This is a genomic window from Segeticoccus rhizosphaerae (assembly GCF_005222685.1).
In the GTDB taxonomy this organism is placed as follows: domain Bacteria; phylum Actinomycetota; class Actinomycetes; order Actinomycetales; family Dermatophilaceae; genus Segeticoccus; species Segeticoccus rhizosphaerae.
Genome location: NZ_SWMA01000011.1, coordinates 34,358 through 60,515, shown reverse-complemented (window position 1 = coordinate 60,515; position 26,158 = coordinate 34,358). Strand labels below are relative to the sequence as shown.

Annotated in this window: 27 protein-coding genes; 14 read left to right on the top strand and 13 right to left on the bottom strand. The window is 71.1% G+C overall.

The window, feature by feature from the left end:
• Nucleotides 1-138: 138 nt before the first annotated feature.
• Nucleotides 139-237 (bottom strand): 30S ribosomal protein bS22, encoded by a 99-nt coding sequence (locus tag FCN22_RS09995; protein ID WP_003792170.1) that lies wholly within the window; start codon nucleotides 235-237, stop codon nucleotides 139-141.
• A 221-nt stretch (nucleotides 238-458) separates the two neighbouring features.
• On the opposite strand from FCN22_RS09995, the gene FCN22_RS09990 reads away from it, so the two are divergent.
• The 3 genes from FCN22_RS09990 (at nucleotide 459) to FCN22_RS09980 (ending at nucleotide 2,516) form a co-directional block, all read left to right on the top strand.
• On the top strand, nucleotides 459-1,460 hold the full coding sequence (locus FCN22_RS09990; RefSeq protein WP_137121396.1) for a sensor histidine kinase: 1,002 nt from the start codon (nucleotides 459-461) through the stop codon (nucleotides 1,458-1,460).
• A complete protein-coding gene (locus FCN22_RS09985) occupies nucleotides 1,457-2,137 on the top strand; it encodes a response regulator (protein WP_137121395.1) in 681 nt (226 codons plus the stop codon). The genes FCN22_RS09990 and FCN22_RS09985 overlap by 4 nt, the downstream gene beginning before the upstream one ends.
• Nucleotides 2,138-2,264: 127 nt before the next feature.
• The gene (locus FCN22_RS09980; protein WP_137121394.1) at nucleotides 2,265-2,516 is read left to right on the top strand and encodes an SHOCT domain-containing protein; all 252 of its coding nucleotides are present in this window, start codon (nucleotides 2,265-2,267) and stop codon (nucleotides 2,514-2,516) included.
• Nucleotides 2,517-2,596: 80 nt separating this feature from the next.
• On the opposite strand, the gene FCN22_RS09975 is transcribed toward FCN22_RS09980, so the two are convergent.
• Nucleotides 2,597-2,797 carry a helix-turn-helix domain-containing protein gene (locus tag FCN22_RS09975; RefSeq protein ID WP_137121393.1) on the bottom strand — a complete coding sequence of 67 codons (201 nt, stop codon included), beginning with the start codon at nucleotides 2,795-2,797 and terminating at the stop codon, nucleotides 2,597-2,599.
• A 225-nt stretch (nucleotides 2,798-3,022) separates the two neighbouring features.
• Nucleotides 3,023-4,219, bottom strand: a complete 1,197-nt coding sequence (locus FCN22_RS09970; RefSeq protein WP_137121392.1) for an acetoin utilization protein AcuC — start codon at nucleotides 4,217-4,219, stop codon at nucleotides 3,023-3,025.
• 162 nt (nucleotides 4,220-4,381) lie between these two features.
• Here FCN22_RS09970 and FCN22_RS09965 point away from each other — a divergent pair, with 162 nt between their 5' ends.
• Nucleotides 4,382-5,050 carry a potassium channel family protein gene (locus FCN22_RS09965; protein WP_137121391.1) on the top strand — a complete coding sequence of 223 codons (669 nt, stop codon included), beginning with the start codon at nucleotides 4,382-4,384 and terminating at the stop codon, nucleotides 5,048-5,050.
• An 82-nt stretch (nucleotides 5,051-5,132) separates the two neighbouring features.
• Here FCN22_RS09965 and FCN22_RS09960 read toward each other — a convergent pair whose 3' ends face one another.
• The 8 genes from FCN22_RS09960 to FCN22_RS09925 form a co-directional block, all read right to left on the bottom strand.
• Nucleotides 5,133-5,672 carry a GNAT family N-acetyltransferase gene (locus tag FCN22_RS09960; protein WP_137121390.1) on the bottom strand — a complete coding sequence of 180 codons (540 nt, stop codon included), beginning with the start codon at nucleotides 5,670-5,672 and terminating at the stop codon, nucleotides 5,133-5,135.
• Between the two features lie 207 nt (nucleotides 5,673-5,879).
• Nucleotides 5,880-6,341 (bottom strand): GNAT family N-acetyltransferase, encoded by a 462-nt coding sequence (locus tag FCN22_RS09955; RefSeq protein ID WP_137121389.1) that lies wholly within the window; start codon nucleotides 6,339-6,341, stop codon nucleotides 5,880-5,882.
• Between the two features lie 66 nt (nucleotides 6,342-6,407).
• Entirely contained in the window at nucleotides 6,408-7,214 is an 807-nt protein-coding gene (gene proC, locus FCN22_RS09950) for a pyrroline-5-carboxylate reductase (protein WP_137121388.1), read from the bottom strand.
• Between the two features lie 5 nt (nucleotides 7,215-7,219).
• Entirely contained in the window at nucleotides 7,220-8,173 is a 954-nt protein-coding gene (locus tag FCN22_RS09945) for a proline dehydrogenase family protein (protein WP_444965518.1), read from the bottom strand.
• Nucleotides 8,174-8,222: 49 nt separating this feature from the next.
• Nucleotides 8,223-8,957 carry an ABC transporter permease gene (locus FCN22_RS09940; RefSeq protein ID WP_137121387.1) on the bottom strand — a complete coding sequence of 245 codons (735 nt, stop codon included), beginning with the start codon at nucleotides 8,955-8,957 and terminating at the stop codon, nucleotides 8,223-8,225.
• Nucleotides 8,954-9,709, bottom strand: a complete 756-nt coding sequence (locus tag FCN22_RS09935) for an ABC transporter ATP-binding protein (RefSeq protein ID WP_137121386.1) — start codon at nucleotides 9,707-9,709, stop codon at nucleotides 8,954-8,956. Before FCN22_RS09935 ends, FCN22_RS09940 begins: the two co-directional genes overlap by 4 nt.
• Before the next feature lie 101 nt (nucleotides 9,710-9,810).
• Nucleotides 9,811-10,407 carry a TetR/AcrR family transcriptional regulator gene (locus tag FCN22_RS09930; protein WP_137121385.1) on the bottom strand — a complete coding sequence of 199 codons (597 nt, stop codon included), beginning with the start codon at nucleotides 10,405-10,407 and terminating at the stop codon, nucleotides 9,811-9,813.
• Entirely contained in the window at nucleotides 10,404-11,189 is a 786-nt protein-coding gene (locus FCN22_RS09925) for a sugar phosphate isomerase/epimerase family protein (protein WP_137121384.1), read from the bottom strand. Before FCN22_RS09925 ends, FCN22_RS09930 begins: the two co-directional genes overlap by 4 nt.
• Before the next feature lie 263 nt (nucleotides 11,190-11,452).
• On the opposite strand from FCN22_RS09925, the gene FCN22_RS09920 reads away from it, so the two are divergent.
• The 7 genes from FCN22_RS09920 to FCN22_RS09890 all read left to right on the top strand — a co-directional run bounded on the left by FCN22_RS09920 (nucleotide 11,453) and on the right by FCN22_RS09890 (nucleotide 21,335).
• A complete protein-coding gene (locus FCN22_RS09920) occupies nucleotides 11,453-12,328 on the top strand; it encodes a DUF3109 family protein (RefSeq protein ID WP_238384653.1) in 876 nt (291 codons plus the stop codon).
• Nucleotides 12,325-13,038: a class I SAM-dependent methyltransferase gene (locus tag FCN22_RS09915; protein ID WP_238384652.1), complete on the top strand. Its 714-nt coding sequence runs from the start codon at nucleotides 12,325-12,327 to the stop codon at nucleotides 13,036-13,038. The genes FCN22_RS09920 and FCN22_RS09915 overlap by 4 nt, the downstream gene beginning before the upstream one ends.
• Nucleotides 13,039-13,112: 74 nt before the next feature.
• The gene (gene radA, locus FCN22_RS09910; protein WP_137121383.1) at nucleotides 13,113-14,480 is read left to right on the top strand and encodes a DNA repair protein RadA; all 1,368 of its coding nucleotides are present in this window, start codon (nucleotides 13,113-13,115) and stop codon (nucleotides 14,478-14,480) included.
• Between the two features lie 184 nt (nucleotides 14,481-14,664).
• Nucleotides 14,665-16,623, top strand: coding sequence for a S53 family peptidase (locus FCN22_RS09905; RefSeq protein ID WP_137121382.1), 1,959 nt, complete (start codon nucleotides 14,665-14,667; stop codon nucleotides 16,621-16,623).
• A gap of 175 nt (nucleotides 16,624-16,798) precedes the next feature.
• Nucleotides 16,799-17,875, top strand: coding sequence for a DNA integrity scanning diadenylate cyclase DisA (gene disA / locus FCN22_RS09900; protein ID WP_137121381.1), 1,077 nt, complete (start codon nucleotides 16,799-16,801; stop codon nucleotides 17,873-17,875).
• 16 nt (nucleotides 17,876-17,891) lie between these two features.
• Nucleotides 17,892-18,782 carry an iron-sulfur binding domain-containing protein gene (locus FCN22_RS09895; RefSeq protein WP_137121380.1) on the top strand — a complete coding sequence of 297 codons (891 nt, stop codon included), beginning with the start codon at nucleotides 17,892-17,894 and terminating at the stop codon, nucleotides 18,780-18,782.
• A gap of 150 nt (nucleotides 18,783-18,932) precedes the next feature.
• Nucleotides 18,933-21,335: a patatin-like phospholipase family protein gene (locus tag FCN22_RS09890; RefSeq protein WP_162308179.1), complete on the top strand. Its 2,403-nt coding sequence runs from the start codon at nucleotides 18,933-18,935 to the stop codon at nucleotides 21,333-21,335.
• On the opposite strand, the gene FCN22_RS09885 is transcribed toward FCN22_RS09890, so the two are convergent.
• Entirely contained in the window at nucleotides 21,328-22,818 is a 1,491-nt protein-coding gene (locus FCN22_RS09885) for a GntP family permease (protein WP_137121378.1), read from the bottom strand. The two genes, FCN22_RS09890 and FCN22_RS09885, sit on opposite strands and share 8 nt — an antisense overlap.
• Nucleotides 22,815-23,342, bottom strand: coding sequence for a gluconokinase (locus FCN22_RS09880; RefSeq protein ID WP_137121377.1), 528 nt, complete (start codon nucleotides 23,340-23,342; stop codon nucleotides 22,815-22,817). The genes FCN22_RS09885 and FCN22_RS09880 overlap by 4 nt, the downstream gene beginning before the upstream one ends.
• Nucleotides 23,343-23,454: 112 nt before the next feature.
• On the opposite strand from FCN22_RS09880, the gene FCN22_RS09875 reads away from it, so the two are divergent.
• Genes FCN22_RS09875 through FCN22_RS09865 form a run of 3 tightly spaced genes read left to right on the top strand, consistent with a single transcriptional unit; the run spans nucleotide 23,455 to nucleotide 26,139 of the window.
• On the top strand, nucleotides 23,455-24,264 hold the full coding sequence (locus FCN22_RS09875) for an ABC transporter permease (RefSeq protein WP_238384651.1): 810 nt from the start codon (nucleotides 23,455-23,457) through the stop codon (nucleotides 24,262-24,264).
• Nucleotides 24,257-25,096 (top strand): ABC transporter permease, encoded by an 840-nt coding sequence (locus FCN22_RS09870; RefSeq protein ID WP_238384650.1) that lies wholly within the window; start codon nucleotides 24,257-24,259, stop codon nucleotides 25,094-25,096. The genes FCN22_RS09875 and FCN22_RS09870 overlap by 8 nt, the downstream gene beginning before the upstream one ends.
• Nucleotides 25,093-26,139, top strand: a complete 1,047-nt coding sequence (locus FCN22_RS09865) for an ABC transporter ATP-binding protein (RefSeq protein ID WP_238384649.1) — start codon at nucleotides 25,093-25,095, stop codon at nucleotides 26,137-26,139. Before FCN22_RS09870 ends, FCN22_RS09865 begins: the two co-directional genes overlap by 4 nt.
• Nucleotides 26,140-26,158: the final 19 nt, after the last annotated feature.

The following is a 26,158-nucleotide window of genomic DNA, read 5'->3' as shown; positions in this document are numbered from 1 at the left end:
GATCGGTATGCCGTGTGCAGGCCGATCCGGCCGGCCCGCCAATCGTAGCGAGCCGCCCCGGAACACGAAGGTCCTCGTCCCGCGCGGGACGAGGACCTGGTGTGGGGCCTCCGAGCCTGGCTCAGGACACCGCGGATGCTACTTCTTGTTGCGACGCTGGTGGCGCGTCTTGCGCAGCAGCTTGCGGTGCTTCTTCTTGGCCATGCGCTTGCGGCGCTTCTTGATGACGGAGCCCATGAGTTCCTTGCCTGTCGTTGGTGGTGCGGTGTCGAGGATGCGTGCCGACGCGAGTGGTCGTGCACGAGGCACCACGCCGAACATTCCGCGTCAGCGTACCGTCCGGACCGTGCTCACCCAAACCGCGGGTGGCCGGGACCCGGTGCTACTCCCGGAGGAGGCACACGGCATACGCCCCCGGAGGGTCGCCGCTCACGCGCCCGCACGGCTACCGTCGCACCATGCCAGGTCACCGTCGCGCGCTCCCGGCCGCACCGGTCTGGGCGCTCGCCGTGCTGGCGGGCTTCCTCCAGGTGGGCGGCTCGACCGGCGCCGCGCGCTTCCACGGCGGGTCCATCGACCCCTGGGGCTATGCGCTGCTGCTCGTCGGGCCGGTGGCGATCGTGGCGCTGGCCCGCTGGCGGTTCGCCGCCCTCGGCGTGGCGATCATCGCCGCCGTCGTCTACGCCGCGCTGGGCCAGCCGGTCGGTCCGATCTTCGGCGCGCCGATCGCCGCGCTGCTCGTGGAGGTGATCCGCAGTCGCCGTGAGCGCTGGGCGGCTGCCCGGCGAGAGGCCGGTCTGGCCCGCGACCGGGAGGCCGCCCGCGAACGCGTCGCCATCGCCCGCGACCTGCACGACGTGATCGGCCACTCACTCAGCCTGATCAACGTCCAGGCAGGGGTGGCGCTGCACCTGCTCGACGAGCAGCCGGACCACGCCCGGCCCGCCCTGCAGACCATCAAGTCGGTCAGCCACGACGCGCTCGAGGAGGTGCGCGTCGTGCTCGACACGCTGCGCGACCCCGGCTCGGCCACGCGCTCGCCCGCGCCCACCCTGCTCGACGTGCCGGCCCTGGTCGAGCAGACCGAACAGGGCCCGGTCGCATGGACCCTCGCGGTGACCGGTTCGCGGGGTGCCGTCACGAGCGCGGTCGACACCGCGGCATACCGGGTGGTGATGGAGGCCATGACCAACGTGCGACGCCACTCGTCCGCCACGCGCGCCCGCATCGAGATCGCGTATGACGAGGGCGGCGTCGGCGTCCGCGTCACCGACAACGGCCGGCCGGAGGCTAGGCGGCCCGACGACCCCGGGGCTGCCATCGGGTTGGGCCTCGTCGGCATGCGCGAGCGCGTGGCTGCCCTGGGCGGGCGGCTCGACGCCGGGCCGCGCCCCACCGGCTTCACCGTGGAGGCGCGCTTCCCGCGCAGCACCGACCAGACCACCTCGGAGGCACCATGAGTCCATCCGTCCGTGTCGTCCTCGCCGACGACCAGGCCCTGCTGCGTGCCGGCCTCCGGGCGCTGCTCGACTCCGACCCGGCGACGGAGGTGGTGGGCGAGGCGTCCGACGGGGAGGCGGCGGTGCGCCTCGTGCGCGAGGAGCGGCCCGACGTGGTGCTCATGGACATCCGGATGCCGGGCACCGACGGGCTGCAGGCCACCGAACAGATCTGCGCCGACCCGGGGCTGGCCGACGTGCGCGTCATCATCCTGACGACCTTCGAACTGGACGAATACGTTCTCGAGGCGATGCGGATCGGCGCCAGTGGGTTCCTCGTCAAGGACACCGAGCCGGTCGACCTCCTCGCCGCCATCCGGTCGGTGGCCGCAGGTGATGCCGCCCTCTCGCCGAGCGTGACGCGGCGGCTGATCAACCACGTGGGACAGCGCGCGGGCACCCGGCCCGACCCGGAGCGGATCGCCGCACTGGAACGGCTGACCGAGCGCGAGCGCGAGGTCGTCGCCCTGGTCGGCGAGGGGTTGTCCAACGAGGAGATCGCCGGGCGGCTGTTCCTGTCGCCCGCCACCGCGAAGACCCATGTCAGCCGGGCCATGGTGAAGGTGGGCGCCCGGGACCGCGCGCAGCTGGTGGTGCTCGCCTACGAGGGCGGCCTGATCCGCCCCGGCTGGCTCTGAGCCCTGCTCGAACAGACCGTGCAGGACGTAGGACGAGTGCCTCCCGCGGGGTGACGACGGCGCAGGAACCGGGTCGGCATCGTCGAGGTGTCCGGTCGCGAAGGACCGGCTCACCGACGAAAGAGGCATGACGATGTTGACGACGATGTGGCACGACGGCGCCGGGTTCCACTGGTGGTTCCCGTTGATCCCCCTGGCATGGTTCGTGGTGTTCTGGCTGTTCGTCTGGTTCGTGGCGCGCCGGTTCTGGTGGCGCGGGCAAGGACGCTGGCAGTCCTCCGCCGAGGACGCCCTGGGCAAGCGCTACGTGGACGGCGAGATCGACGAGCAGGAGTACCGCGCAAGGCTGGCGGTCCTGCGTGAGACCAGGGGGCGGTGAACACGCGGGCGGGCGGGCCGATCTCCTCGGCCCGCCCGCCCGCGCGAAGATGGTCGCGGCTTCGCCGCGACCGGTGCACCTCAGGCCGTGTCGATGTAGCTGGTCCGCAGGTAGTCGTGCACCGCGTCTGCGGGAACCCGGAACGACCGTCCGACGCGGATCGCCGGCAGGTCACCGGCGTGCACGAGTCGATAGACGGTCATCTTGGAGACCCGCATCATCGAGGCGACCTCCGCGACGGTCAGGAAGTTGACCTCGCCGAGCTGGCGCTCGTCTGCCATGGCCTTACCTCGATCTCTCCACGTGGCAGGCAGCACGGCTTCCCCTCCGACTGACTGCGCACGCTGATGGTGTGTGAGGTCACGATAGAGGCAGAAGTGGCCGTTGGGAAAGCAGGTGGGGGATAAATCTTCGACAATGTCCAGCCGACACGCCGCAGGCAACGGTCAAAACAGGTTCAACCAGGTTCAACAGGTCAAACGAGTCACCGAGGTCAGCCGTGGACCTCAGTCGAACCAGAGATCCAGTCCGTGCAACGGGAAGACCGCGTGTCTGGTCGCCATGACCGCCTGGTCCACTGCGTCCGCGGGGTCGTGGCCGACCTCCCACGCCTTCCACCAGACCCGGCCGTCCTCCGCCACGCCGTCGCCCATCCGCGCCGGGCCCGGCCGGCCGAGCAGCATCTGCACGTAGTCGCGCCAGCCCTCTGGCACCGGCGTCACCAGCTCGACCGGCTGGTGTGCCGCGATGGCGGTCAGGTGCGCCCATGCCCGGGGCACCACGTCGACCAGCTCGTAGCCCCCGCCCCCGAGCGCCACCCACCTGCCGTCACACACCTCGTGAGCGAGCCGGTGCAACGACTCGTATGACGTCCGCTGGGCGTCCACGGACAGCGCCAGGTGTGCCAGCGGGTCGGAGTAGTGCGAGTCGCAGCCCTGCTGGGTCACCAGGACGTCGGGCGCGAAGGCGTGCAGCAGCGCCGGGACCACCGCGTGGAAGGCACGCAGCCAATGGCCGTCGCCGGTGCCCGGCGGCAGCGCGACGTTGACCGCGCTTCCCCGGGCGTCGGGGCCTCCGATGTCGCCCGGGAAGCCGGAGCCCGGGAAGAGCACCCGCCCGCTCTCGTGCAGCGAGATGGTCAGGACGCGCGGATCATCCCAGAAGGCGCGTTCGACACCGTCGCCGTGGTGGGCGTCGACGTCGACGTAGGCGACCTTCTCGGCGCCGTGGTCGAGCAACCACCGGATGCCCACCGCCGCGTCGTTGTAGATGCAAAAGCCCGAGGCGCGGCGGCGCATCGCGTGGTGCAGTCCGCCGCAGAAGTTCACGCCGTGCTCGGTCCGGCCCTCCCAGACGGCCCGTGCGACGTCGACGGTGCCCGCCGCGATCCGGGCACTGACCTCGTGCATCCCGCGGAAGGCGGGATCGTCCTCGGTGCCGATCCCCCACCGCCCGTCGGCCGACGCGGGGTCGGCGGAGATGGCGCGCACGGCGTCGACGTACTCCCGGTCGTGCACCGTCAACAGCTGGTCGTCGTCGGGGCCGCTCGGGGCGACGACCTCGACGCCGGGCAGGTCCAGGAGCCCGAGCTCCCGGCAGAGCCGCACCGTCAGGTCGAGGCGGACCGGGTTCATCGGGTGCTCGGGCCCGAAGTCGTAGGCGGTGAAGCCCGGGTCCCAGATCACGCGCGCCTGCGTCGACATGCGGGGCACGCTACCCGTGCGCCGCGGAATCACACGCGCCTGCGTCGACATGCGGGCACGCTGCGCCGCGCCGGGTGGGGCACGATGGGGGCTTGCGGCTCCCGCGACGTGGTGGGAGCGTGCCTCACCGACGTCCGGGCCGTTCCACCGATAGAGGAAGTCATGGCGAAGAACCGCTTGTACAACGAGGAAGTGCTCGTGATCGGCCTCGGCCGCTTCGGCGCCGCGGCCGCGCTCGAGATGAGCCGGATCGGCTACCGGGTGCTGGCCCTCGAGCGCAACCAGGAGCGGGCGGAGAAGTTCGCGGGCAAGCTCGACCGGGTGGTGCCCGAGGACGCCTCAGACCCGCACACGCTGCACCAGATCCGGGTCAAGAACTTCTCGGTGGCCGTGGTCGGCATTGGTTCCTCCGTCGAGTCGTCACTGCTCGCGGCCGGCAACCTGGTCGACGCCGGGGTGGCCTCGATCTGGGCCAAGGCGGTCTCGTCGGAGCATGCGCGCATCCTCGAGCGGATCGGCGTGCACCAGGTGGTCTTTCCCGAGGCCGAGTCGGGGCGCCGGGTGGCACACCTGGTCAACGGCAAGATGCGGGACTACATCGAGTTCGACGACGACTACGCCATCGTCAAGATGACGCCACCGCGCGAGATGGTCGGCTTCACGCTCGGCCAGAGCCAGATCCGCAGCAAGTACGGCGTCACCGTGGTCGGCGTCAAGGCTCCCGGCGAGGCCTTCACCCATGCCGTGCCCGACACCAAGGTGGGCGCCCACCACAGCATCATCGTGAGCGGCCCTACGGAGCTGATCGAGCGACTCGCCTCGCGCCCCTGATCCTTGTCCCTATCCGGACGAGATCATCGTGAGCGGCCCTACGGAGCTGATCGAGCGACTCGCCTCGCGCCCCTGAACGTCCTCAGTGCAGGAGGGAGCTCGGCACCGCTCCGGGGTCGGAGCCGAGCGGCAGCACCATCGCGATCTCGGTCTCCTCGCCGTCGCCGTCCGCGCTCTGGACCCGCATGGGGCGGCGGTTCTCGGTCGGGCGGAAGCCGAAGCTGCTGGCAAAGGCCACGGCACGGCCGTTGTCCGTGCCCACCCAGTAGGCCAGGTGGGTGCGGCCGTCCTCGCGGGCCTGTTGGGCGCCGGCCTCGACCAGCCGCCAAGCCACGCCGGTCCCGCGTGCGTCCGGCCGAACCCACAGGCCGAACAGCTCCGCGACGTCCGGACCAGTCTTGGAGCGGCCGACCGACACGACCCCGGTGGGGACGTCGTCGACGAGCGCCAGCAACCGGCGGGAGCGGTTCATCCGGTCGCGCCAGCGGTCCTCTTCGTAGCCGGATTCTTCGTCATGGGTGGCGACGAACGCCTCCGGAGACTCCTTCAGCGCCTCCAGTCGGATCTCGCGGTACTCCTGCCAATCCTCTTCCCCGAGGGCACGGACGCTGATCTCACTCATGACGACACTCTGGCATGTTCGCCCCCGCCGATCCATGCCGCACCCGGTAAAGAGTCAACAACTGTGCGTGGAACCGATCACACCCCACGCGACGGCTCGTGGGGAATCATCGTGAGGAAGCAGGCCGCAGACCCGCCTCGAACCTCACGATGATTCCTCACGAGGACGGGGGCGGGATGCGTCCAGGGCGTCGGACGGCGCCCCGGCTCAGAGCGCGAGCGCCATCTGGACCTCGAGGTCGCTGACCCGCCCCGGAACGACCTGGGTGCGCCCCGTGGGGACGAAGCCGCACCGTTCGTAGAACCGACGCGCCCGATCGTTGCCGATCACGACGTCGAGCAGCACCCGTCGGCCACCGCGCGCCCGCGCCCGGTCAGCGACCGCGGCAACCAGCAGCGTGGCCGCCGGCCCGCCGCGGTGGTCCGGCACGACATACATCCCGATGAGGTTGAGCTCACCCTCGTGCTCGACCAGCCCGGCGCCGCCCACCGTGGCCCCGTCCTGCTCGGCGAGGAAGTGGTCGCAGTCGGTCAGCACCCGGCGCCACTCGGTCTCGTCCCGCCGCACCACGTCCTCGTAGCGTGACGCGAAGGCCTCGGGCGAGTCGGCGAGCATGGCCAGCCGGATCTCGCGGTAGACCTGCCAGTCGTCGGGCTCCAGGGCGCGCACGGTGACCGGCGCTCCCTCGAGACGGGCGGGGCGAGCGGGTCGCGCCTGGGGAGCCGACACGGCCGATCAGACCTGCCCGGAGGCGAGGTCGTGGGAGCGCTGGGCCGCCGCCTCGATGGCGGTCAGGAAGGCCGCCCGCACCTTGTTGTCGTCGAGCTGGCGCAGCGCGGCCATCGTGGTGCCACCCGGGCTGGAGACCTGCTCGCGCAGGACGGTGGGGTGCTGCCCCGTTTCCTTGAGCATGGTGGCCGCGCCGGTGACCGTCTGCACCACGAGCTCGGTGGAGGTGCCGCGGGGCAGCCCGAGCAGCACGCCCGCCTCGATCATGGCCTCCACCACATAGAAGATGTATGCCGGTCCGCTGCCGCTGATCGCGGTGACCGCGTCGAGGTGCCGCTCGGGGATGCGCAGGACCTTGCCACAGGACCGGAACAGTGCCTCGGCCTCGGCCAGGTGGTCCTCGTCGCAGTGCTGGCCCCCCGCGACCGCGGCCATCCCCTGGTCGACCATGGCGGGGGTGTTGGCCATGACCCGCACCACCGGCGTGCCGGCTGCGAGCCGGGCCTCCACCGACGCCGTGGTGATGCCCGCAGCGACCGAGACCACCAGCGCGCCGGGACGCAGGTGGTCGGCGACCTGGTCGAGCAACGCCGCCATGTCCTGCGGCTTCACGACGAGCACGACGGTGTCGGCCTCGGAAGCGGCGGTGGCGTTGTCGGCCAGGCGCACGGCATACCGCGCCGCGAGCTCCCGTGTGCGCTCCTCGTTGCGGCCGGTGATGACCAGGTCGGCGGCATCGCGCCCCGAGCGGATCAGGCCGGACAGGAGGGTCTCACCCATGACCCCGGTGCCGAGGATGGCCACTGTCGACACGTCGCTCACCCCTTGGTCGCGACGGCGCGCAGGAAGAAGAAGGTGTTGGCGGGTCGCTCGGCCATACGGCGCATGAGGTAGCCGTACCACTGCTCGCCGTAGGGCAGGTAGACCCGCATCTGGTCGCCGCGCTCGGCGATCCGCTTCTGCTCGTCCGGACGGATGCCGTAGAGCATCTGGAACTCGAAGGAGTCGGCCTGGCGGCGGGCCTTGGCCGCGAGCGCTCCCGCGATCTGCACCAGCCGGGGATCGTGGCTTGCCACCATCGGGTAGCCCTTGCCCTCCATCAGCACCTTGAGGCAGCGGACATAGGACAGGTCGACGTCCGACGACTTCTGGTAGGCGACCGACTCCGGCTCCTTGTAGGCGCCCTTGCACAGCCGGACCCGGCTGCCCTCGTGGGCCAGGTCGCGACAGTCACCCTCGGTGCGGTGCAGGTAGGCCTGCAGGACCGCTCCGGTGCTCGGGAAGTCCTGGCGCAGCTCGAGCAGCGTCTCCATGGTCGCGTCGGTGGTGGTGTGGTCCTCGGCGTCGAGCGTCACGGTCGTGCCGGCGTTGACGGCCGCTTGGCAGATCTCTCGCGCGTGGTCGAGCGCGATCTTGTGGCCGTCGCCGGGCAGGAACTGTCCCACCGCGCTGAGCTTGACGCTGACCTCGGCCCGGCCGTCCTCGGCCAGGCCCGACGAGCCCAGCGCGGCGAGCAGCGTCAGGTAGGCGTCGCGGGTGGCCTTGGCCTGATCGAGGTCGAGGGTGTCCTCGCCGAGGTAGTCGATCGTCACGAGTCGTCCGGAGTCGCACAGGGCCTGGGTGGCCCGGACGGCGTCGGCCGTGGTGGCACCGGCGACGAACCGTTGCACGACCGACCGGCTGACCGGCGCCTTCTCGATGATGCTGCGCAGCTGGTTGCTCCGGCTGAGCTGGAGCAGTCCTTGGCGCAGCACGCCGCTCGCGTCGATCACGTGGTCCTCCGTGGGATGTGCCTGCAGTGCGCTCACAGGCTAGTCCCGATCAGGGCGTGCGGCGCCGCAGGGTGAGCGACCCCAGCGCGATCGCGACCACCACGAAGCCGGCCACCATACCGACGTCGGCGAAGGCGGCTCCGGTGCCGTCAGGGGAGGAGCTCACGTGGACCATCGCGTCGACGGCATACGAGAGGGGCAGCACGTCCGAGACCGCGTGCAGGAAGCCGGGCAGGTCGGCCCGGGCGACCAGCAGGCCGCAGAGCAGGAACTGTGGGAGGACGAACGCCGGCATGAACTGGACGGCCTGGAACTCGGTGCGTGCGAAGGCGCTGACGAACAAGCCGATCGCCGCGCCGAGCACCGCGTCGACGACCGCGACGACCACGAGCACCCACACGGACCCGGCCACGTCGAGACCGCAGACCCACACCGCGAAGGCGGTCACGACGACGGCCTGCAGGACGGCCAGCAGGCCGAAGGCCAAGGCATATCCGGCGAGGAAGTCGCCCTTGCCGAGGGGCGTGGACAGCAGCCGCTCCAGGGTCCCGGAGGTGCGCTCGCGCAGGGTGGCCACGCTGGTCACGAGGAACATCACCACGAAGGGGAAGATCCCGAGCAGCGGCCCGCCGATGTGGTCGAAGACCGGACTGTCGTGGTAGATCCAGGCGAGCAGCCCCATCAGGAGGCAGGGCACGATGACGAGCATGGCCACGGTGCGCGGATCGGCCTTGACCTGCCGCAACACCCGTGCCGTGGTGGCCAGGGTCAGCCGGAGGCTCATGACCGCTCCTTCGCCGCGGAGTCCCCGGCCACGCCGGTGGCCTGGTCGATGAGCCGCAGGAACGCCTGCTCGGCGTCGGCGGCGCCGGTGCGGTCGAGCAGCCCGGCGGGGGTGTCGTCCGCGAGGATCCGCCCCTCGCGCAACAGCAGGAGGCGGTCGCAGCGGGAGGCCTCGTCCATCACGTGGCTCGAGACCAGCAGGGTCGTGCCCCCGTCCGCGAGCCGGTGGAAGAGCTCCCACAGGTCCCGGCGCAGCACCGGGTCGAGGCCGACGGTGGGCTCGTCGAGCACCAACAGGTCCGGCGACCCCACCAGGGCTGCGGCCAACGAGACCCGCGACCGCTGCCCACCCGACAGCTGGCCCGCGAGCGCGTCGACGTGACTACCCAGGTCGACGGCCGCCAGCGCCTCGGCCGCCGCACCCGGCGCGGCGCCCACGAGGGCGGCGAAGTAGTCGAGGTTCTCCCGGACGGTGAGGTCGGTGTAGACACTCGGCGCCTGGGTCACGTAGCCGACCCGCGACCGCAGAATCGCGGACCCGGCTGGGGCACCGAGCACCGTGACGGTGCCACTGCGCACCACCTGGACGCCGACGATGGCTCGCAACAGGGTGGTCTTTCCGCCGCCGCTCGGACCGAGCAGGCCGACGACCTGGCCCGGCGGGACCACGAGCGAGATCCCCGGGAGCACGGTGCGGGCGCCGCGCACGACGGTCAGGTCCTCGACGACGACGGCCGGCCGAGACTCATTCATCACTCGATGAAATGTACGCTCCTCAGAGTCCCGCGGCAAGAGCTTTGTGCCTATCGTCGTGGCGTCCCAGGGGTCGACGCGGCGGATGCCACCAGGATCGGTCAGGGCACGGGGAGGGTGGGGTCGGCGAGGTAGCGCTGGAGGGTCGGGGCCAGCTGGACGACCAGGTCCTCGGCGTCGGCCTCCGCCAGCGGTCCGAGGACGAACACGTAGCGCATCACTGCGACCCCGATCATCTGGCTGGCAGCCAGGCTGGCGCGCAGGGGCACGTCCGGCACCCCGGCGGTGGCGGCGACGCGGCCGAACACCTCACGGATGAGGAACTCCCGCAGCATCGCCGACGCCTGCTCGTCGACGAGGGCCGACCGCAGCAGCGCGACCAGTCGGCTACGGCGTTCAGGCGGCTCCCAGGCGGCGAGGAACCCCCGCACCACCCGCTCCCCCGCCGTCTCCACCGGACCGTCGACCAGGCCGACGAGGATCTCACCCGGGTTGCCCGGCAGGTCCATGCTCTCCACGAAGAGCGCTCTCTTGCCGTCGAAGTAGTGGTGGACCAGCGCCGGGTCGACTCCGGCGGCCCGCGCGATTGCCCGCATCGACACCCCGTCGTAGCCCTTCGCCGAGAACTCCGCCAGGGCCGAGGTGAGGATCGCGCCCCTGGTGTCCTCGCCCGCCGGGCGCCGGCCGCGAGGCGTCACGGAGTGGCCTCTCCGAGGTGGAGCCGAGCAAACGCGAGCGCCTGCGCGAGATCGAGCTCGCGGACCTCTCGCGACCGCTTTCGGGTGCCCACTTCGACCACCACGCAGCCCGAGAACCCCTGGTCGGCGAGTGATTCCAACAACTGCCCGCACGGTTGGCGCCCGCGACCGGGCACGAGGTGCTCGTCCTTGTTGGACCCGGACCCGTCGGCCAGGTGGAGGTGGCTGAGCCGCGACCCGAGCTCGTGAGCCATCGCCATCGCGTCGGAGTCGGAGGTGGCCGTGTGTGACAGGTCGAGCGTGACGTGGGCGTAGTCCAACCCGACCGGGTCCCAGTGCGGCAGGTAGGCCTGCATCTCCCGGCCACCCGCGCGCCACGGAAACATGTTCTCGACCGCGAGGTGGATCCCACTCTCCTCCTCGCGGCGCGCGACCCCCTCGACGAACTCGACGGCATACTCCTTCTGCCAACGGAAGGGGGGGTGCAGCACCACGGTCTGTGCGTCCAGGGACTGGGCCAACTGGATCGACCTGTCGACCTTGGTCCACGGCTCCGGGCCCCAGACGCGCTGGGTCAGCAGGAGCGTCGGCGCGTGGACGGAAAGCACTGGTATGCCGTGGAGCTCGGACAGCGCCTTCAACGCCCCCGCCTCCTGCGAGACCACGTCGGTCCACACCATCACCTCGATGCCGTCATAGCCGAGGCGCTCGGCGAGCCCGAAGGCCGCCGCGCAGTTCTCCGGGTAGACCGAGGAGGTCGACAACGTGACCGCGATGGTCATGCCGCGATCCCCTCGAGCCACCCGCTCCAGCGGCCGGGCGATCGGTGAGCGGGGGTCGCGAGCAGGTGCAACGAAGCGCGGCGGGAGCCCACGTCGATCGCACCGAGTCGCATGGGGCCACGCTACCCACGTGAGCAGCGAGTCGGATGCGGCGGTCCGGGCGCTCCTGGCTCTGTCGTCCCCTGAACGTCCTGTCGGCGTTGCCCTCCGCGCGACGCCGCACCGGCTGGGGCCCCCGAGCGGTTGCCGTCTAGGGTTGGACGGTGCCTGAGATCGCCTCCGACGGTGCCCGCAACTGGGTCGAGTTCCCGGACCCGGCCGACCCCGACCAACGCTTCCGATGTGACATCACCTGGCTGACCTCGTCGTGGACCTGCATCTTCGGCAGCGGCTGCGCGGGCATCTACGCCGACCGCCCGGACGACGGCTGCTGCACCCTGGGCGCCCACTTCTCCGACAAGGACGATGTGCGCCGGGTCAAGAAGGTGGTCGCTGAGCTCGGCGAGGACGAGTGGCAGTACCACTCGCAGGGCCAGGGCGGGAAGTGGAAGGAGAAGGAGGACGGCGATCTCAAGACGCGCGTCGTCGACGGCGCGTGCATCTTCCTCAACCGGCCGGGATTCCCGGCGGGAGCCGGCTGCGCCCTGCACCAGCACGCCCTGCTGCACGGCAAGCCGCCACACACCACCAAGCCGGATGTCTGCTGGCAGCTGCCGATCCGGCGCACCTACCGCACCGTCGAGCGTCCGGACGACACGTCCTACCTGGAGATCACCATCGAGGAGTACAGCCGCCGAGGCTGGGGGCCCGGCGGCCATGACCTCGACTGGTACTGCTCGAGCAACAGCGAGGCGCACGTCGGCAAGGAGCCGGTCTTCCGCGGCAACGAGGCCGAGCTCGTCGAGTTGATGGGCCAGGCGGCGTATGACGAGCTGGTCCTCCACTGCGAGACGCACCTCGCGCAGGTCAAGGCAGCTCGCAGCAACGGCACCCGCAAGCTGCTGCCACTGCTCGTGCACCCCGCCACACTGCTGGCTGAGCAGGAGGCCCGCGAGCGGCAGAGCGGCGAAAGCGAAGCTGCCACACCGGAATCCGCGCGCAAGTCCGGCTCGAAGTCGGGCCGGCGCCCGAAGCGGTGACCGAGCCGGCGCAGGCTGCACCCAAGGAGGCGGCCGTCCCGAGCCCGAACATCTGGAACTCGCCGGATGTCTACGAGATCGAGAACCGCGGCGTCGACCCCGACGGCGCGATCCTCGCCGCGATGCGATCGGTCCACGGCTGGTCGGGTCGGCGGGTGCTCGACCTCGGCTGTGGATCCGGGTTCCACCTGCCGCTCTTCGCTGCTGACGCGGCGACCGTCGTCGGGGTCGAGCCGCACCCACCGCTCGTCGCGCGAGCCCGGGAGCGCGTCCGCGACCTCCCATCGGTGGAGGTGCGGGCGGGCGCGGCCCAGGACGTCCCTCTGCCGGACGCGAGCGTCGACATCGTCCATGCCCGGTGGGCCTACTTCTTCGGTCCGGGATGCGAGCCGGGGCTCGCCGAGGTGGAGCGGGTGCTGGCTCCGGGCGGCACGGCATACGTCATCGACAACGACGCGACCCGGTCGACCTTCGGGTCGTGGTTCCTGCGGGCGTGGCCGGCCTACGACCCCGTTGCGGTGGAACGCTTCTGGGCGCGGCATGGCTGGTCGCGCGAGCGAGTCGACATGCGCTGGGCGTTCGGCTCGCGGGAGGACTTCGAGGCGGTCGTCCGGATCGAGTTCAGCCCCGCTGTGGCCGACTGGATCCTCGCCCACCACGACGGCGCCGGCGTCGACTACGCCGTCAACCTCTGGCACCGCACCTTCTGACGCATCGCTGCCCGGCCCGGTTCGACCCAGTGGCCACGCCAGCAGTGTCGGGGCGGGGCCCTAGGTTGGGCTCCATGGCATCCAAGTCGACGGCGAAGACGAACGCCTACCGCTGTTCGGAGTGCGGGTGGACCGCGATCAAGTGGGTCGGTCGGTGCGGCGAGTGCCAGGCCTGGGGCACGGTCAGCGAGATCGGCGCCGTCACCGTCCGCACCACGGCGGCGACCAGGGTCGAGCGTCCGGCCATCCCCATCGGCGACGTCGACGCGCGGCGGGCCGAGGCGCGCTCCACCGGTGTGGGCGAGTTCGACCGGGTGCTCGGTGGCGGGCTCGTGCCCGGCGCGGTCGTGCTGGTGGCCGGGGAGCCCGGCATCGGCAAGTCGACCCTGCTGCTCGATGTCGCGGCCCGGGCCGGACGCGGTGGGCAGACCGTGCTCTACGTGAGCGGCGAGGAGTCGGCGGCCCAGGTGCGGGTCCGTGCCGAGCGCATCGAGGCGATGGCCCGCACCCTCTTCCTGGCCGCCGAGACCGATCTGGCCACCGTCCTCGGCCAGATCGAGTCGACCCGGCCCGACCTCGTGATCGTCGACTCCGTCCAGACCATCTCCAGCGGCGACGTGGAGGGCGCGGCCGGCAACGTGGGCCAGGTGCGCGAGGTCGCGGCCTCGCTCATCCAGGTGGCCAAGGCTCGCGGCATCGCGGTGCTGCTGGTCGGGCACGTCACCAAGGACGGGTCCATCGCAGGGCCGCGGGTGCTCGAGCACCTGGTGGACGTGGTCGTGCAGTTCGAGGGCGACCGGCACTCCCGGCTGCGGCTCGTGCGCGCGGTCAAGAACCGCTACGGCCCGACCGACGAGGTCGGCTGCTTCGACCTGTCCGACGTGGGCATCGTGGGGCTGCCCGATCCGAGCGGGCTCTTCCTCACCAGCCGCGACCTCGTCGTACCCGGCACCTGCGTCACGGTCACCCTCGAGGGCCGCCGCCCCCTGGTCACGGAGGTCCAGGCGCTGCTCGTCGAGACCAACGCCCCCTCGCCTCGCCGCACCACGAGCGGGCTGGACGGCACGAGGATCGCCATGATCCTCGCGGTCCTCGACCGTCGGGCGAATCAGCGCGTGCGGCAGTCCGACTGCTACGTCTCGACGGTCGGCGGCGTCCGCCTGGCCGAACCGGCCGCAGACTTGGCCGTCGCCCTGGCGATGGTCGGATCGATCACCGACACGCCACTGCCCCAGGGCACGATCGCGATGGGCGAGGTCGGCTTGGCAGGCGAGATCCGTGCGGTCACCGGCATACCCCGGAGGCTGTCCGAGGCGGCGCGCATCGGCTTTCGCCGGGCGGTCGTGCCCCGGGGGTCGCTCGGCACCGGCCCCACCCCGGAGGGCATGGACGTGCGGGAGGTCTCCGACATCCGGCAGGCGGTCTCGCTGCTGACCGGTTAGCCCGCACGCACCCTTGGCGGGCGCGGCCTGCGGGCTGGTGGTCAGGTCGGTCGGCTCTTCGCGCACCGGTGACATATCCATGACATTTGTCACTGGCAGTCCGGACTCGCACGGGTGTCAACTGACTGAGCCTGGAAAACCCGGGGGCCGGGCCGGCAGTTCTTGTCCCTACCCTGGAGGTCCCGTGTCCCGTCTTCCCCGCACTGTGTGTGCCGTCGCCGGCGCAGCCGCGTTGGTTGCCGCCACCGCCGGCGTCGCCGTCTCGGCGCCCTCGTCGTCCCACTCGCTGCCCGGCAGCGTCCCCTCGTGGGCCACTGCGACGCACCGGGTCGGCTCGGTGTCCGCGTCCCAGTCGGTCACCTTCCGCGTCTACCTGAACAACCGCGGCGGAGCGGCCGCGGCCGCCTACGCCCGGGCCGTCTCCACGCCGGGCAACGCCCTCTACGGCAAGTTCCTCACGACCGCGCAGTACCGCGCGCGCTTCTCCCCGAGCCAGTCAGACGTCAACACCGTCTCCTCCTGGCTGCAGAGCCAGGGCTTCCGCGTCACGGGCGTGCCGAGCAACCGCAAGTATGTTGAGGCCACCGGCACCCTGGCCCAGGCCAGCAAGACCTTCGCCACATCGTTCGCCGAGTACTCGACGCAGGGACGGACGGTGCGCTCGAACACCTCGCCGCTGCAGGTCCCCTCGAAGCTGACCCAGGTCCAGGCTGTGGTGGGGCTCGACGAGTCCCAGACCCTCGTCCGCCCCAACAAGCCGACGCCTCCACCGCCGGTGTTCCGCAACGCCGGACCCTGCTCCACCTACTGGGGCCAGAAGACGGTCGACAACACCGCCACGCCCGACGGCACCGAGCTGCCAAACAGCCCCAGCGCCTTCGCCCCCTGCGGGTACTCGGGCGCGCAGCTGCAGGGCCTCTACGGCATGACCGACGCCATCGCGGCAGGCAACGACGGCAGCGGTGTCACGGTGGGCATCATCGACGCCTACGCCTCGCCGACCATCGAGTCGGACGCCAACACCTACTTCAGCAGGCACGGCATACCGACCTTCACGAAGGGGCAGTTCCGCCAGTACGCCGCCCCCGGCACCTCTCAGCACCCGGAGAACCCGGCCCACGATCCAGAGGGCTGGGCCGGTGAGGAGACGCTGGACGTGGAGGCGGTGCACACCATGGCCCCCGGCGCCAACATCGCCTACATCGGGGCGCCCAACAACTACCGCGACATGGACGCGATCATGAACAAGGTGGTCAGCAAGCACCTGGCCGACATCGTGAGCAACTCCTACGGATACGCCGGCGAGTCGCTGCCGCCCGGTTACATCAAGCCGCAGGTCGACACCCAGATCCAGGCCGCGGCCGAGGGCATCTCGCTGTTCTTCTCCTCGGGTGACTCCGGAGACGAGACCTTCGGTGTGGCCGGCGCGACCCCGACGCCCGACTGGCCCGCTTCGAGCCCGTGGGTGACCGCCGTCGGCGGCACCTCGGCAGGCGTGTCGAAGACCAACAGCCGGGTCTTCGAGCTCGGCTGGGAGACCACCAAGAGCACGCTCAACAGCACCACCCCGCCGACGTGGAGCGACCCGGCCTACCTGTACGGCAGCGGCGGCGGAACGTCCCGCCTGTTCGCCCAGCCGTCCTACCAGGCGGGAGTCGTCCCGGCGTCGATCGCGAACACCTACGGTGGTCCGGCGATGCGGGCGGTCCCGGACGTCGCAGCGCTGGGCGACCCGAACACGGGCATGCTCGTCGGTGAGACGCAGCGCTTCCCCGACGGTCACGACGCCTACTCGGAGTACCGCATCGGCGGCACCTCGCTGGCCTCACCGCTCTACGCCGGCATGTTCGCCCTCGCGGTCCAGAAGGCCGGGCACAACTTCGGCCTCGCCAACCCCACGCTGTACGCGACGGCGGGAGCCCAGAGCATCGACATCACCAAGGCGGAACGCGACGCCTACCCCGGTGACGTCCGCTCCGACTTCGTCAACGGCGTCGACGCCAGCGACGGCTACGTCTACTCCGCCCGCTGGTTCGACCGGGACGAGTCGCTGACGATCCACGTCCGCCCCGGCTACGACGACGTCACCGGCATCGGCGTGCCCGACGGCGAGGCGTGGCTGGACGCCGTGGCCGGAGACTGACCAACCCGCTCCACCGGACGGGCCCGGCGCTTCGTGCCGCCGGGCCCGTCCCGCTGTCTGTTGGCTTCGCAGCGGAGCCGAGGTGCCCGCGTGGTGACCGACACCGAAAGGGTGCGCGGTTAGACTCCGGTCAGGGCATTCGTCCCCTGGCACACCGAACTCGAGGGGTCTCACCGTGGAACTGAGCGACGACCAGCTGTTGCGCGCGACGCTGGCCGCTGTGGCGCCCGGCACCGCGCTGCGCGACGGCCTCGAACGCATCCTGCGCGGCCGGACCGGCGCCCTCATCGTGCTCGGCCACGACAAGGTGGTCGAGTCGATGTCCACCGGAGGCTTCCCGCTCGACATCGAGTTCTCCAGCACCAGGCTGCGGGAGCTCGCGAAGATGGACGGTGCCATCGTGCTCGACCGCGAGGGGACCCGGATCCTGCGGGCCGCAACCCAGCTGTTGCCAGACCCGACCATCGAGACCACCGAGTCGGGCACCCGGCACCGCACCGCCGAGCGGGTCGCCAAGCAGACCGGCCTGCCGGTCGTGTCCGTGAGCCAGTCCATGCAGATCGTCGCGCTGTATGTCGGCAACCGCCGACACGTGCTCGAGGGGTCCAGCGCGATCCTCTCCCGCGCCAACCAGGCCCTGCAGACCCTCGAGCGCTACAAGGCCAGGCTCGACGAGGTGACCGGCACCCTGTCCGCTCTGGAGATCGAGGACCTGGTGACCGTCCGCGACGTCTCCAGCGTCCTGCAGCGACTCGAGATGGTCCGCCGGATCAGCGATGAGATCGCCGACTACGTGCTCGAGCTCGGCAGCGACGGACGGCTGCTCAGCCTGCAGCTCGAGGAGTTGATCGGTGGGCTCGGCAACGACCGCGAGCTGGTCATCCGCGACTACCTGGGCGCCGCGCGCCAGCTGAACTCCGTCGACCAGGTCCTGCACAACATGCAGGAGCTGTCGTCCACCGAGCTGCTCGACCTCGCTGCCGGCGCCAAGGCCCTCGGCTTCGCGATCGTCGGCGACTCCCTCGACTCCTCGGTGAGTCCCCGGGGCTACCGACTGCTGTCCAAGGTCCCCCGCCTGCCCGGGGCGATCGTCGACCGGCTGGTCGAGCACTTCGACAACCTGCAGAAGCTGCTGGCTGCCAACATCGAGGACCTGATGGCCGTCGAGGGGGTCGGCGAGGGCCGGGCCCGCGCCGTGCGCGAGGGGCTGTCCCGGCTCGCCGAGTCGAGCATCCTCGAGCGCTACGTCTGATCGGCCGCACCGCTCCGTGGCCCGATCCGCCTCTGCCGCAGCACTGCACGACGCCCTCCTGCGCTGGTATGCCGTGTCCGCGCGAGACCTGCCCTGGCGCCGCGACGACGCCTCACCCTGGGCGGTCCTGGTGTCCGAGGTGATGTTGCAGCAGACCCCGGTCGCCCGGGTCGAACCGGTCTGGCGGGAGTGGATGGCGCGCTGGCCGAGCCCCGCAGCGTTGGCGGCCGCACCAGCCGGGGAGGCAGTGCGCGCGTGGGGTCGCCTGGGCTACCCACGCCGGGCGCTCCGCCTGCACCAGGCCGCTGCCGCGATCGTGGGACGGCACCAGGGCGAGGTGCCCCTGGACGAGGCCGACCTGCGGGCCCTGCCGGGCGTCGGCACCTACACGGCCGCCGCGGTCGCCAGCTTCGCCCACGGGCAGCGCGCGACCGTCGTCGACACCAATGTCCGCCGGGTCCTGGTCCGGGTCGTCCAGGGTGCGGCCTGCCCCGCGCCCTCCCTCAGCCGCGCCGAGACCGACCTGGCCACCTCCCTCCTGCCGGACGACGACGGGCAGGCGGCCCGGTGGAACGTCGCGGTGATGGAGCTCGGCGCCCTGGTCTGCTCGGCACGCGCGCCGCGCTGCGGCGACTGCCCCGTCGCGCAGCTGTGCGCCTGGCGCCTGGCCGGCCACCCGGCATACGACGGCCCCGCGCGACGCACGCAGAAGTGGCACGGCACGGATCGTCAGGTGCGAGGGGCACTGCTGGCGGTGCTGCGCGAGTCGGACCGACCGGTGGGCGCGAAGGCGCTCGCCGCCGCCTGGCCCGATGACGGGCGGCAGCGGGCTCGGTGCCTGGACGGGCTGGTCGCCGACGGGCTGGTGGAGCCTCTGGCCGGTGGCCGCTTCCGGTTGCCGACCTAGCCGGCCGCAGGTATCAGCGACCGCCGAGCCGCCTCCTCACCGGCATCAGCGATCGCGACGGCCTCCGGCCGCCGGTCCCCGGAAGCAGGTCCCACCATGGCGAGCCCCTCTCTCCTCGCACCCCGGCGCGCCCGGAAGCACACTCCGGCCGTGCGGATCCCCGTCCCGACCCGACCGCAGGCGCCAGCCCCGCCTCGCACCGTGTTCGACGCGCTGCCGAGCGGCGCCCGCATCGCGGTGTGCTGTTCGGGTGGCGGCATCCGGTCCGCCGCGTTCAACCTGGGCGCGCTGCAGACCCTGCAGGAGCACGACGACGTCTACCGACGGGTCCGCACGATCACCGCGGTCTCCGGGGGCTCCTACATCGCAGCGGCACACGCCCTTGCCGAACATGCCCTCGCCGAGCAGGTCGACGACGCCGTGCAACAGCGCGCGGACGGAGAGCAGAGCGGGGCTGGGCAACGGGAGGGGTCGAGACCGGCCACGCCCAAGGCCTACGCCCTGGGCTCTCCCGAGGAGTCGCACCTGCGCGACCACACGCGCTACCTGATGGAGGACTGGCGGGTCGCGCTCGGCGGTCTCGGCCATCTGCTGCGTGGCGTGCTCGTCAACGTCCTGCTCGTCAGCGCCCTGCTCTACGCCGTGGCCCACGTGGTCGGCTGGCTGTTGCGTGCGACAGGGGTCCTGCACGGCACCGGCGCGGAGCACCCGGTGGTCAGTCTGGGGGCCTGGGTGTGGGCTCCGGTGGCCCTCGCTGTCGCAACGGTCCTGGTTTCCCGCCTGACCCGTGGTGGCACCGCCAAGGAATCCCCCGGCGGCACCGACGCCCCACCGCCGCGGGGGCGGGTCGCCGGCGTCCTCGCCCTGTCGGCGGTCCTGTCGGCGCTGCTGGTCATCGGCACGCCGTATGCCGTGCAGGGCCTTTACGGCGTGGGTCGCCAGGACACCGCGGTCGGCACGGTCGCCCGCACCCTCGGCTTCTCCTCCGGTGCCGGATGCCGAGCGATCGTCACCGGGCAGAACGGCGCTGCACCGGAGCCGGCCTGCGGTGCGGGGGCCGGCGACGCCGCGATGGCGTCGGCGAACGGCGCGAGCGGTCGGGGCAACGGACAGCGGTTCGGCGGCCTGGCGGCCTTCGTGTCGGCGCTCGCGCTGATGGCGCGGACCGTGTTCGGCCGGGTGCAGGTGGTCGAGCGAGATCTGCGTCGTAGCAGCCTGATCGGCGCGACCGTCGGCAGGGCCGCCGACTGGCTGAGGCATCAGCTGCTGCCCTGGGTCGGGGCCGCCCTGGTGGTCACCGTGTTCGGCCTGCTCTTCCTGCGGTGGGTCGGCGCTGCCAACGCCGCCCCGCTGCTCTCCGACCCGCTGTGGAGCTCGCCACCGGCCTTGACCGGCTACGCGCTGCTGCTGCTCCTCGCGATCAAGCTGTTCGTGGACGTCAACGAGACCTCCCTGCACGGGTTCTACCGCGACCGGCTGGCGGCCGCCTACGCGGTCGTGCGGGGCGGCCCGGCAGGAGTCCGCGCCGCCGCCGCGACCCCGTTGTCCAGCCTGAAGGACACGGGCCCCGAGCTGGTGGTCTGCGCGGCGGCCAACTGCACCGAGACCGGCAGCCTGCCCCCGGGCCGCAGGGCCGTGTCGTTCACCTTCACCCCCGCCGACGTCGGTCTGAGCACCGCGGCGTCCTGTGCCTCCGACGCGGTCAGCCGCCACCGGATCGACACGCGGACGTTCGAGCGCAGAGAGCACCACGGCTCGGTCCGCGACCGCGACCTGTTCACGCTCTTCGATGCGGTCGCGGTCAGCGGTGCGGCGGTCTCCCCCGTGATGGGCAAGATGACCCGACTGTCCCACCGGCTGCTGTTCACGCTGGCCAACGTGCGCCTCGGCCTCTGGGTCCGTCCGCCGTGGTGGCTGCACGCTCACGCCGGGGACGCTGCCGACGACCGCGCCAGCGATTCGCTGCCCGGGAGGCTGCGCGACGAGGCCGTGCGCCGGCTCCGGCAGCCGGACCTCACCCGGCTGTTCGCCGAGGCATTCGGTCGCATGCACCTGAACGGTCGCTGGCTCTACGTCACCGACGGCGGACACTACGAGAACCTCGGTCTGGTGGAGGCCCTGCGCCGGCGCCCCGACCTGGTCATCGTGCTCGACGCCTCGGCCGACGGGGCCGGACGCTACGACACCCTCGGTCAGGCGGTGGCCCTGGCGCGCACCGACTGCGGTGTGCAGGTCGACATCGACCCGCGTGCGATCTCCCCGTCGCCGGACGGACTGAGCCAAACCGCAACGGTGCTCGGCACGTTCTGCTATCCGGATGATCCGGGGAACCCCCACCACCTCGTCTACGGCAAGCTCGCCGTCCCGGACGACGCGCCGTGGGACGTGCAGGCCTACCGCCAGGCGCACCCCACGTTCCCGATCGACAGCACCGTGCAGCAACTCTACGACGCCGATGAGTTCGAGGCCTACCGCGCTCTCGGGTCACACGTGACGACCGCGCTCCTGCGGAGTGCCGTCCCGGCCACCTCGACGTCGGGTGGGGCTAGATGATCGTGCCGATGATCAGGACGCAGATCAGCGCGACCACCGAGATCACCGTCTCCATGACCGACCAGGACTTGATGGTCTGCCACACGGTGAGTCCGAAGTACTCCTTCACCAGCCAGAACCCGGCATCGTTGACGTGGCTGAAGAAGAGCGAACCCGCCCCGACGGCGAGCACGAGCAGCGCAAGGTGCGGCTGGTCGAGCGTCTGCCCCAGTGGCTCCACGATGCCCGCGGCTGTGACCGTCGCCACGGTCGCCGAGCCGGTTGCCAGCCGGATCGCTACGGCTACCAGCCACCCGAGCAGCAGCACCGACATGTGGGAGTCCTTGGCGTAGCCCGCGATGACCTCGGACACGCCCGAGTCGGACAGCACCGTCTTGAACCCGCCGCCCGCGGCCACGATCAGCATGATCGAGGCGACACCCGGCAGCCCGGATCCGAGCGACTGGTGGATCTTGGCCCGGGGCATCCCGGACGCCCGGCCCACGGCCAGCATCGCCACCAGCACGCCGGCGAGCAGCGCGACCGACGGCTCACCGATGAAGTCCACGAAGTCCCGGCCGCCTGTGCCCTCGTCAAGGGTGAGGTCCCCGACCGCCTTGACCAGCATCAGCAGGACGGGCAGCGCCACGCTGATGATCGCGCCCCAGAAGCTGGGCCGGCGGGTCGCGCCCGCGGCTACCTGCCCGTCCCCTGCCTCGGTCCCGCCCGGCTCGTCGCCGGAGATGTCGGCGGTGGCGCTCGAGTCGGCGTCCGGCTGCTGGTCGGCCGCGACGCCGGAGCGCGCGTTGCCGTCGGCGCCGACGTGCACGGGCACGAGCCGGTCCATCAGCGGCGCGAGCAGCGGCCCGGCGAGGATCAGCGTCGGCACCGCGATGATCAGCCCGAAGATCAGGGTGTAGCTGAGCGGCGCGTGCAGCAGGCTGATCGCCGTCTCCGGGCCGGGGTGCGGCGGGACCAGGCCGTGCAGGATGGACAGGCCGGCCAGGGCCGGTATCCCCACCTTCATCAACGAGACTCCGGTCTCGCGGGCGACCAGGAGGATGATCGGCACCAGGATGACGACACCGATCTCAAAGAACATCGGCAGCCCGATGATCGCCGCGATCAGCGCCATGGCCCACGGCAGGGTCTTCGGCCCCACCCGGGCGATGATGCTGTCGACGATCTGGTTGGCGCCGCCCGAGTCGGCGAGCAGCTTGCCGAGCATGGCGCCCAACGCGATCAACAGGCCGACCGCGCCAAAGGTCGAGCCGAGACCGTCGACGAAGCTCGTCACGATGTCGCCGGGCGCGACCGCGGCCACCGCGCCGAGAACGGCCGTGCCGAGGATCAGCCCGATGAAGGGATGGAACTTCGCCCACACGATGAGCACCACGACGGTCGCGATGCCGAGCAGCGCCGCCGCGATCAGCTGACCGTTGCCGGCGCTGCTGAGCGGTTTGTCGTCCGCAGCCAGTAGGTGCAGGGCGTAGGTGGTCGTCATCGTTGGTTCCCTCCCTCGTGAAGACCCAGAGCCTTCATAGCGTTGTCCACAACCTCCTCCGGTGTGGGCGCCGCGGACACGGTGGCTCCGGGTTCGTCCGGCTCCAGCGGTTCCAGCGCGGCCAGCTGGCTCGGCAGCAATGACGGAGGCATGTAGTGGCCCTGACGCGCCGCGAGCCGCTTGGCGATGAGCTCGGCGTCGACCTCTACGTGGCAGAACCGCACGCCCGGACGCCCCTCCCGCAGGAGATCGCGGTAGACCCGCTTGAGGGCCGAGCAGGTCAGCACTGCGCTGGTGCCCTGCTTCTCGCGCTCATTGATCCAGTCTCCGATCGACCGCAGCCACGGCCACCGATCCTCATCGGTGAGGGGGTGGCCCGAGTGCATCTTGGCGACGTTGGCCTCGGAGTGGAAGTCGTCACCCTCGGCGAAATCCCAATGCATGCGCTCGGCGATCCCCTTGGCGACCGTGGTCTTCCCCGACCCGGACACCCCCATGACGATGATGTAATCGGCTCCATCCATGCCCGGGAGGCTACGCCCCACCGGGGCATCCTGCCCGGATGCGCGCCCTGGGTCCGCCTGCCCGGCACATCCGCTTGCGCCAGCCTCCGAGCCCGACTAGGTTCTTGCGGTTGTGCGCCCGGACCTCTCCGCCTACTGGCAGCTGACCAGGGCGGGGTTCCGCAAGCAGGCCAACTACCGGCTCGCCATGCTGGCCGGGCTCACCACCAACGTCGTCTTCGGGTTCATCCGGGCCGCGATCCTGTTCGCCGCCGTGGCTGCCGCGGGGGGCGAGCTGTCTGGCTACGACCAGGACGGCATCAGCGCCTACGTCTGGCTCTCGCAGGGCCTGCTCGGCGCCGTGGAGCTGGGCTTCGCCCCGTCGGAGATCGGCGACCGCATCAAGAACGGCGACATCGCGATCGACTTCACCCGCCCGGTGGACGTGCAGGCGACCTATCTCGCGGCCGACCTGGGCCGGGCGGCATACACCTTCATCCCGCGAGGGCTCCCAAGCGTCCTCGTCGGCGCGCTGACCGTGGGGCTCACGATGCCGGAGACCGCGTTGCCCTACCTGCTGGGTGTGGTCAGCATCGTGCTCGCCGTGACGGTGTCCTTCCTGTGCCGGTATGCCGTCAACGTCCTCGGCTTCTGGCTCGTCGAGACGCGCGGGGTGCGCTCCCTGTATGGCGTGACCGCCACCTTCCTCGCGGGGCTCTACGTGCCGGTGCACATCTTCCCCGGATGGTTGTCCGCGCTGGCGCACGCCACCCCCTTTCCGTCCATCCTGCAGAGCCCCATCGATGTGTTGTCGGGACGGGTGACCGGCTGGGACTCGGTGCAGCTCCTCGTGATCCAGGCCTTCTGGGTCCTCGTGATCGGTGCCCTGGGCCGGGTCCTCACGACGGCCGGTCGTCGCAAGCTGGAGGTACAGGGTGGCTGACCTCGCGCCGCGCACCAGGCGACCACTGCACGGGACCTGGCACACGCCATACGCCGCTGTCATCGGCTCGCGGATCCGAGCGCAACGTTCCTACCGCGCGTCCTTCCTGCTCGACCTGTTCGGCTCCCTGCTCGTCGGCCTGACCGAGTTCGCCGAGGTGTGGGTCATCTTCCACAACGTCCAGGTGCTCGGCGGGCTCGACTTCAACGCCATACTGCTGGTGTTCGGGCTGTCCAACCTCGCCTTCTCCCTCGCCGACCTGCTGGTCGGGCACATCGACGGGCTGCCGACCTTCGTGCGCATGGGCACCCTCGACGCCTTCTACCTGCGGCCGCAACCAGTGCTGGCGCAACTGATGACGTGCGAGTTCTCGCTGCGCCGGTTGTCCCGGATCGGCGTGGCGGCGACCGCCCTGGTCGCCGGCCTGGTGCGGTGCGACGTGGACTGGTCCCTGGCCACCAGGGCGATGCTGCCGATGGCCATCGTCTTCGGGACCGCCATCTTCGCAGGGCTGTTCGTGTGCGCGGCGAGCCTGCAGTTCTTCCTCATCAACGGGGCGGAGCTGACGAACTCGTTCACCTACGGCGGGTCCTACGCCTCCAGCCAGCCGGCCTCGATCTTCCCGACGCCGCTGAAGATGATCTTCGGCTATCTCGTCCCGGTCGCTTTCACGGCATACCTGCCCACGCTCGCGATCCTCGACCTGCCGGGGCCTGCCGGACTGCCGACCTGGCTGGCCTGGCTGCTCCCGCTCGCCGCGGCCTGGGTGTGGGCACTCGCCCTGACCCTCTGGCGATGGGGCACCCGGCACTACCAGGGAGGCGGCGGATGAGTCAGCACGCGACTGCGTTGCGAGACGGAGCGATCGGTCCGATCGTCGAGGTGCACGACCTCACCAGGGAGTTCGTGGTGCGGCGGAAGTCAGCGAGGATGCGTGCATCCGGCCGACCTGTGGCCTCGCGCCGGCGGCTGCTGCGCGAACGCTCCACCGTGACCGCTGTCGACGCGATGACGTTCACGGTGCGGCCCGGGGAGGCGGTCGGCTACATCGGGGCCAACGGCGCCGGCAAGTCGACGACGATCAAGATGCTCACCGGCATCCTGGTGCCCACAGCCGGAAGCGTGCGCACCTGCGGGCTGGACCCGTTGACGAGCCGTCGGGAGCTGGCACGCCGGATCGGCGTGGTCTTCGGTCAACGTTCGCAGCTGTGGTGGGACCTGCCGCTGCGCGAGTCGTTCGCCATCCTCGCAGCGATCCACCGACTCGGGCCGGACGAGGCCCGCGGCCGCACAGCCGAACTCGTCGAGCAACTGGAGATGGCCGAGACCCTGGACACCCCGGTCCGCCAGCTCTCGCTCGGGCAGCGGATGCGCGCCGAGATCGCCGCCGCCCTGTTGCACTCCCCCGAGCTGCTGATCCTCGACGAACCGACGATCGGGCTGGACGTCCTGTCCAAGCAACGACTGCGCGAGTTCCTCATCCACGAGCGCGCCACCCGCGGCACCACCCTGTTGCTCACGACGCACGACATGGGCGACATCGAGCGGCTCTGCGACCGGGTGCTCGTCGTCGACCGCGGTGCCCTGGCCTATGACGGCACGCTCGCCGGTCTGGGCGCAACCGTCGGCGCCCAGCGGGTCCTCGTCGTCGACCTGGCCGAGCCGACGGGTGACCTGACTGACATACCGGGTGCCGTGCACCTGGGCAGCGAGGGGGACGGGCTGCGGCAGCGACTAGCCTTCGACCCCGAATCAACCACAGCCGCAGCCGTTTTGGCCGGCGTGTCGGATGTCTGTGAGGTGCGCGACCTGTCAGTCGAAGAACCTGACATCGAGGACGTCGTCCGACGCATCTACCAGTCGCGTCGCCGCTGACCGACCACTCGGCCGCCCG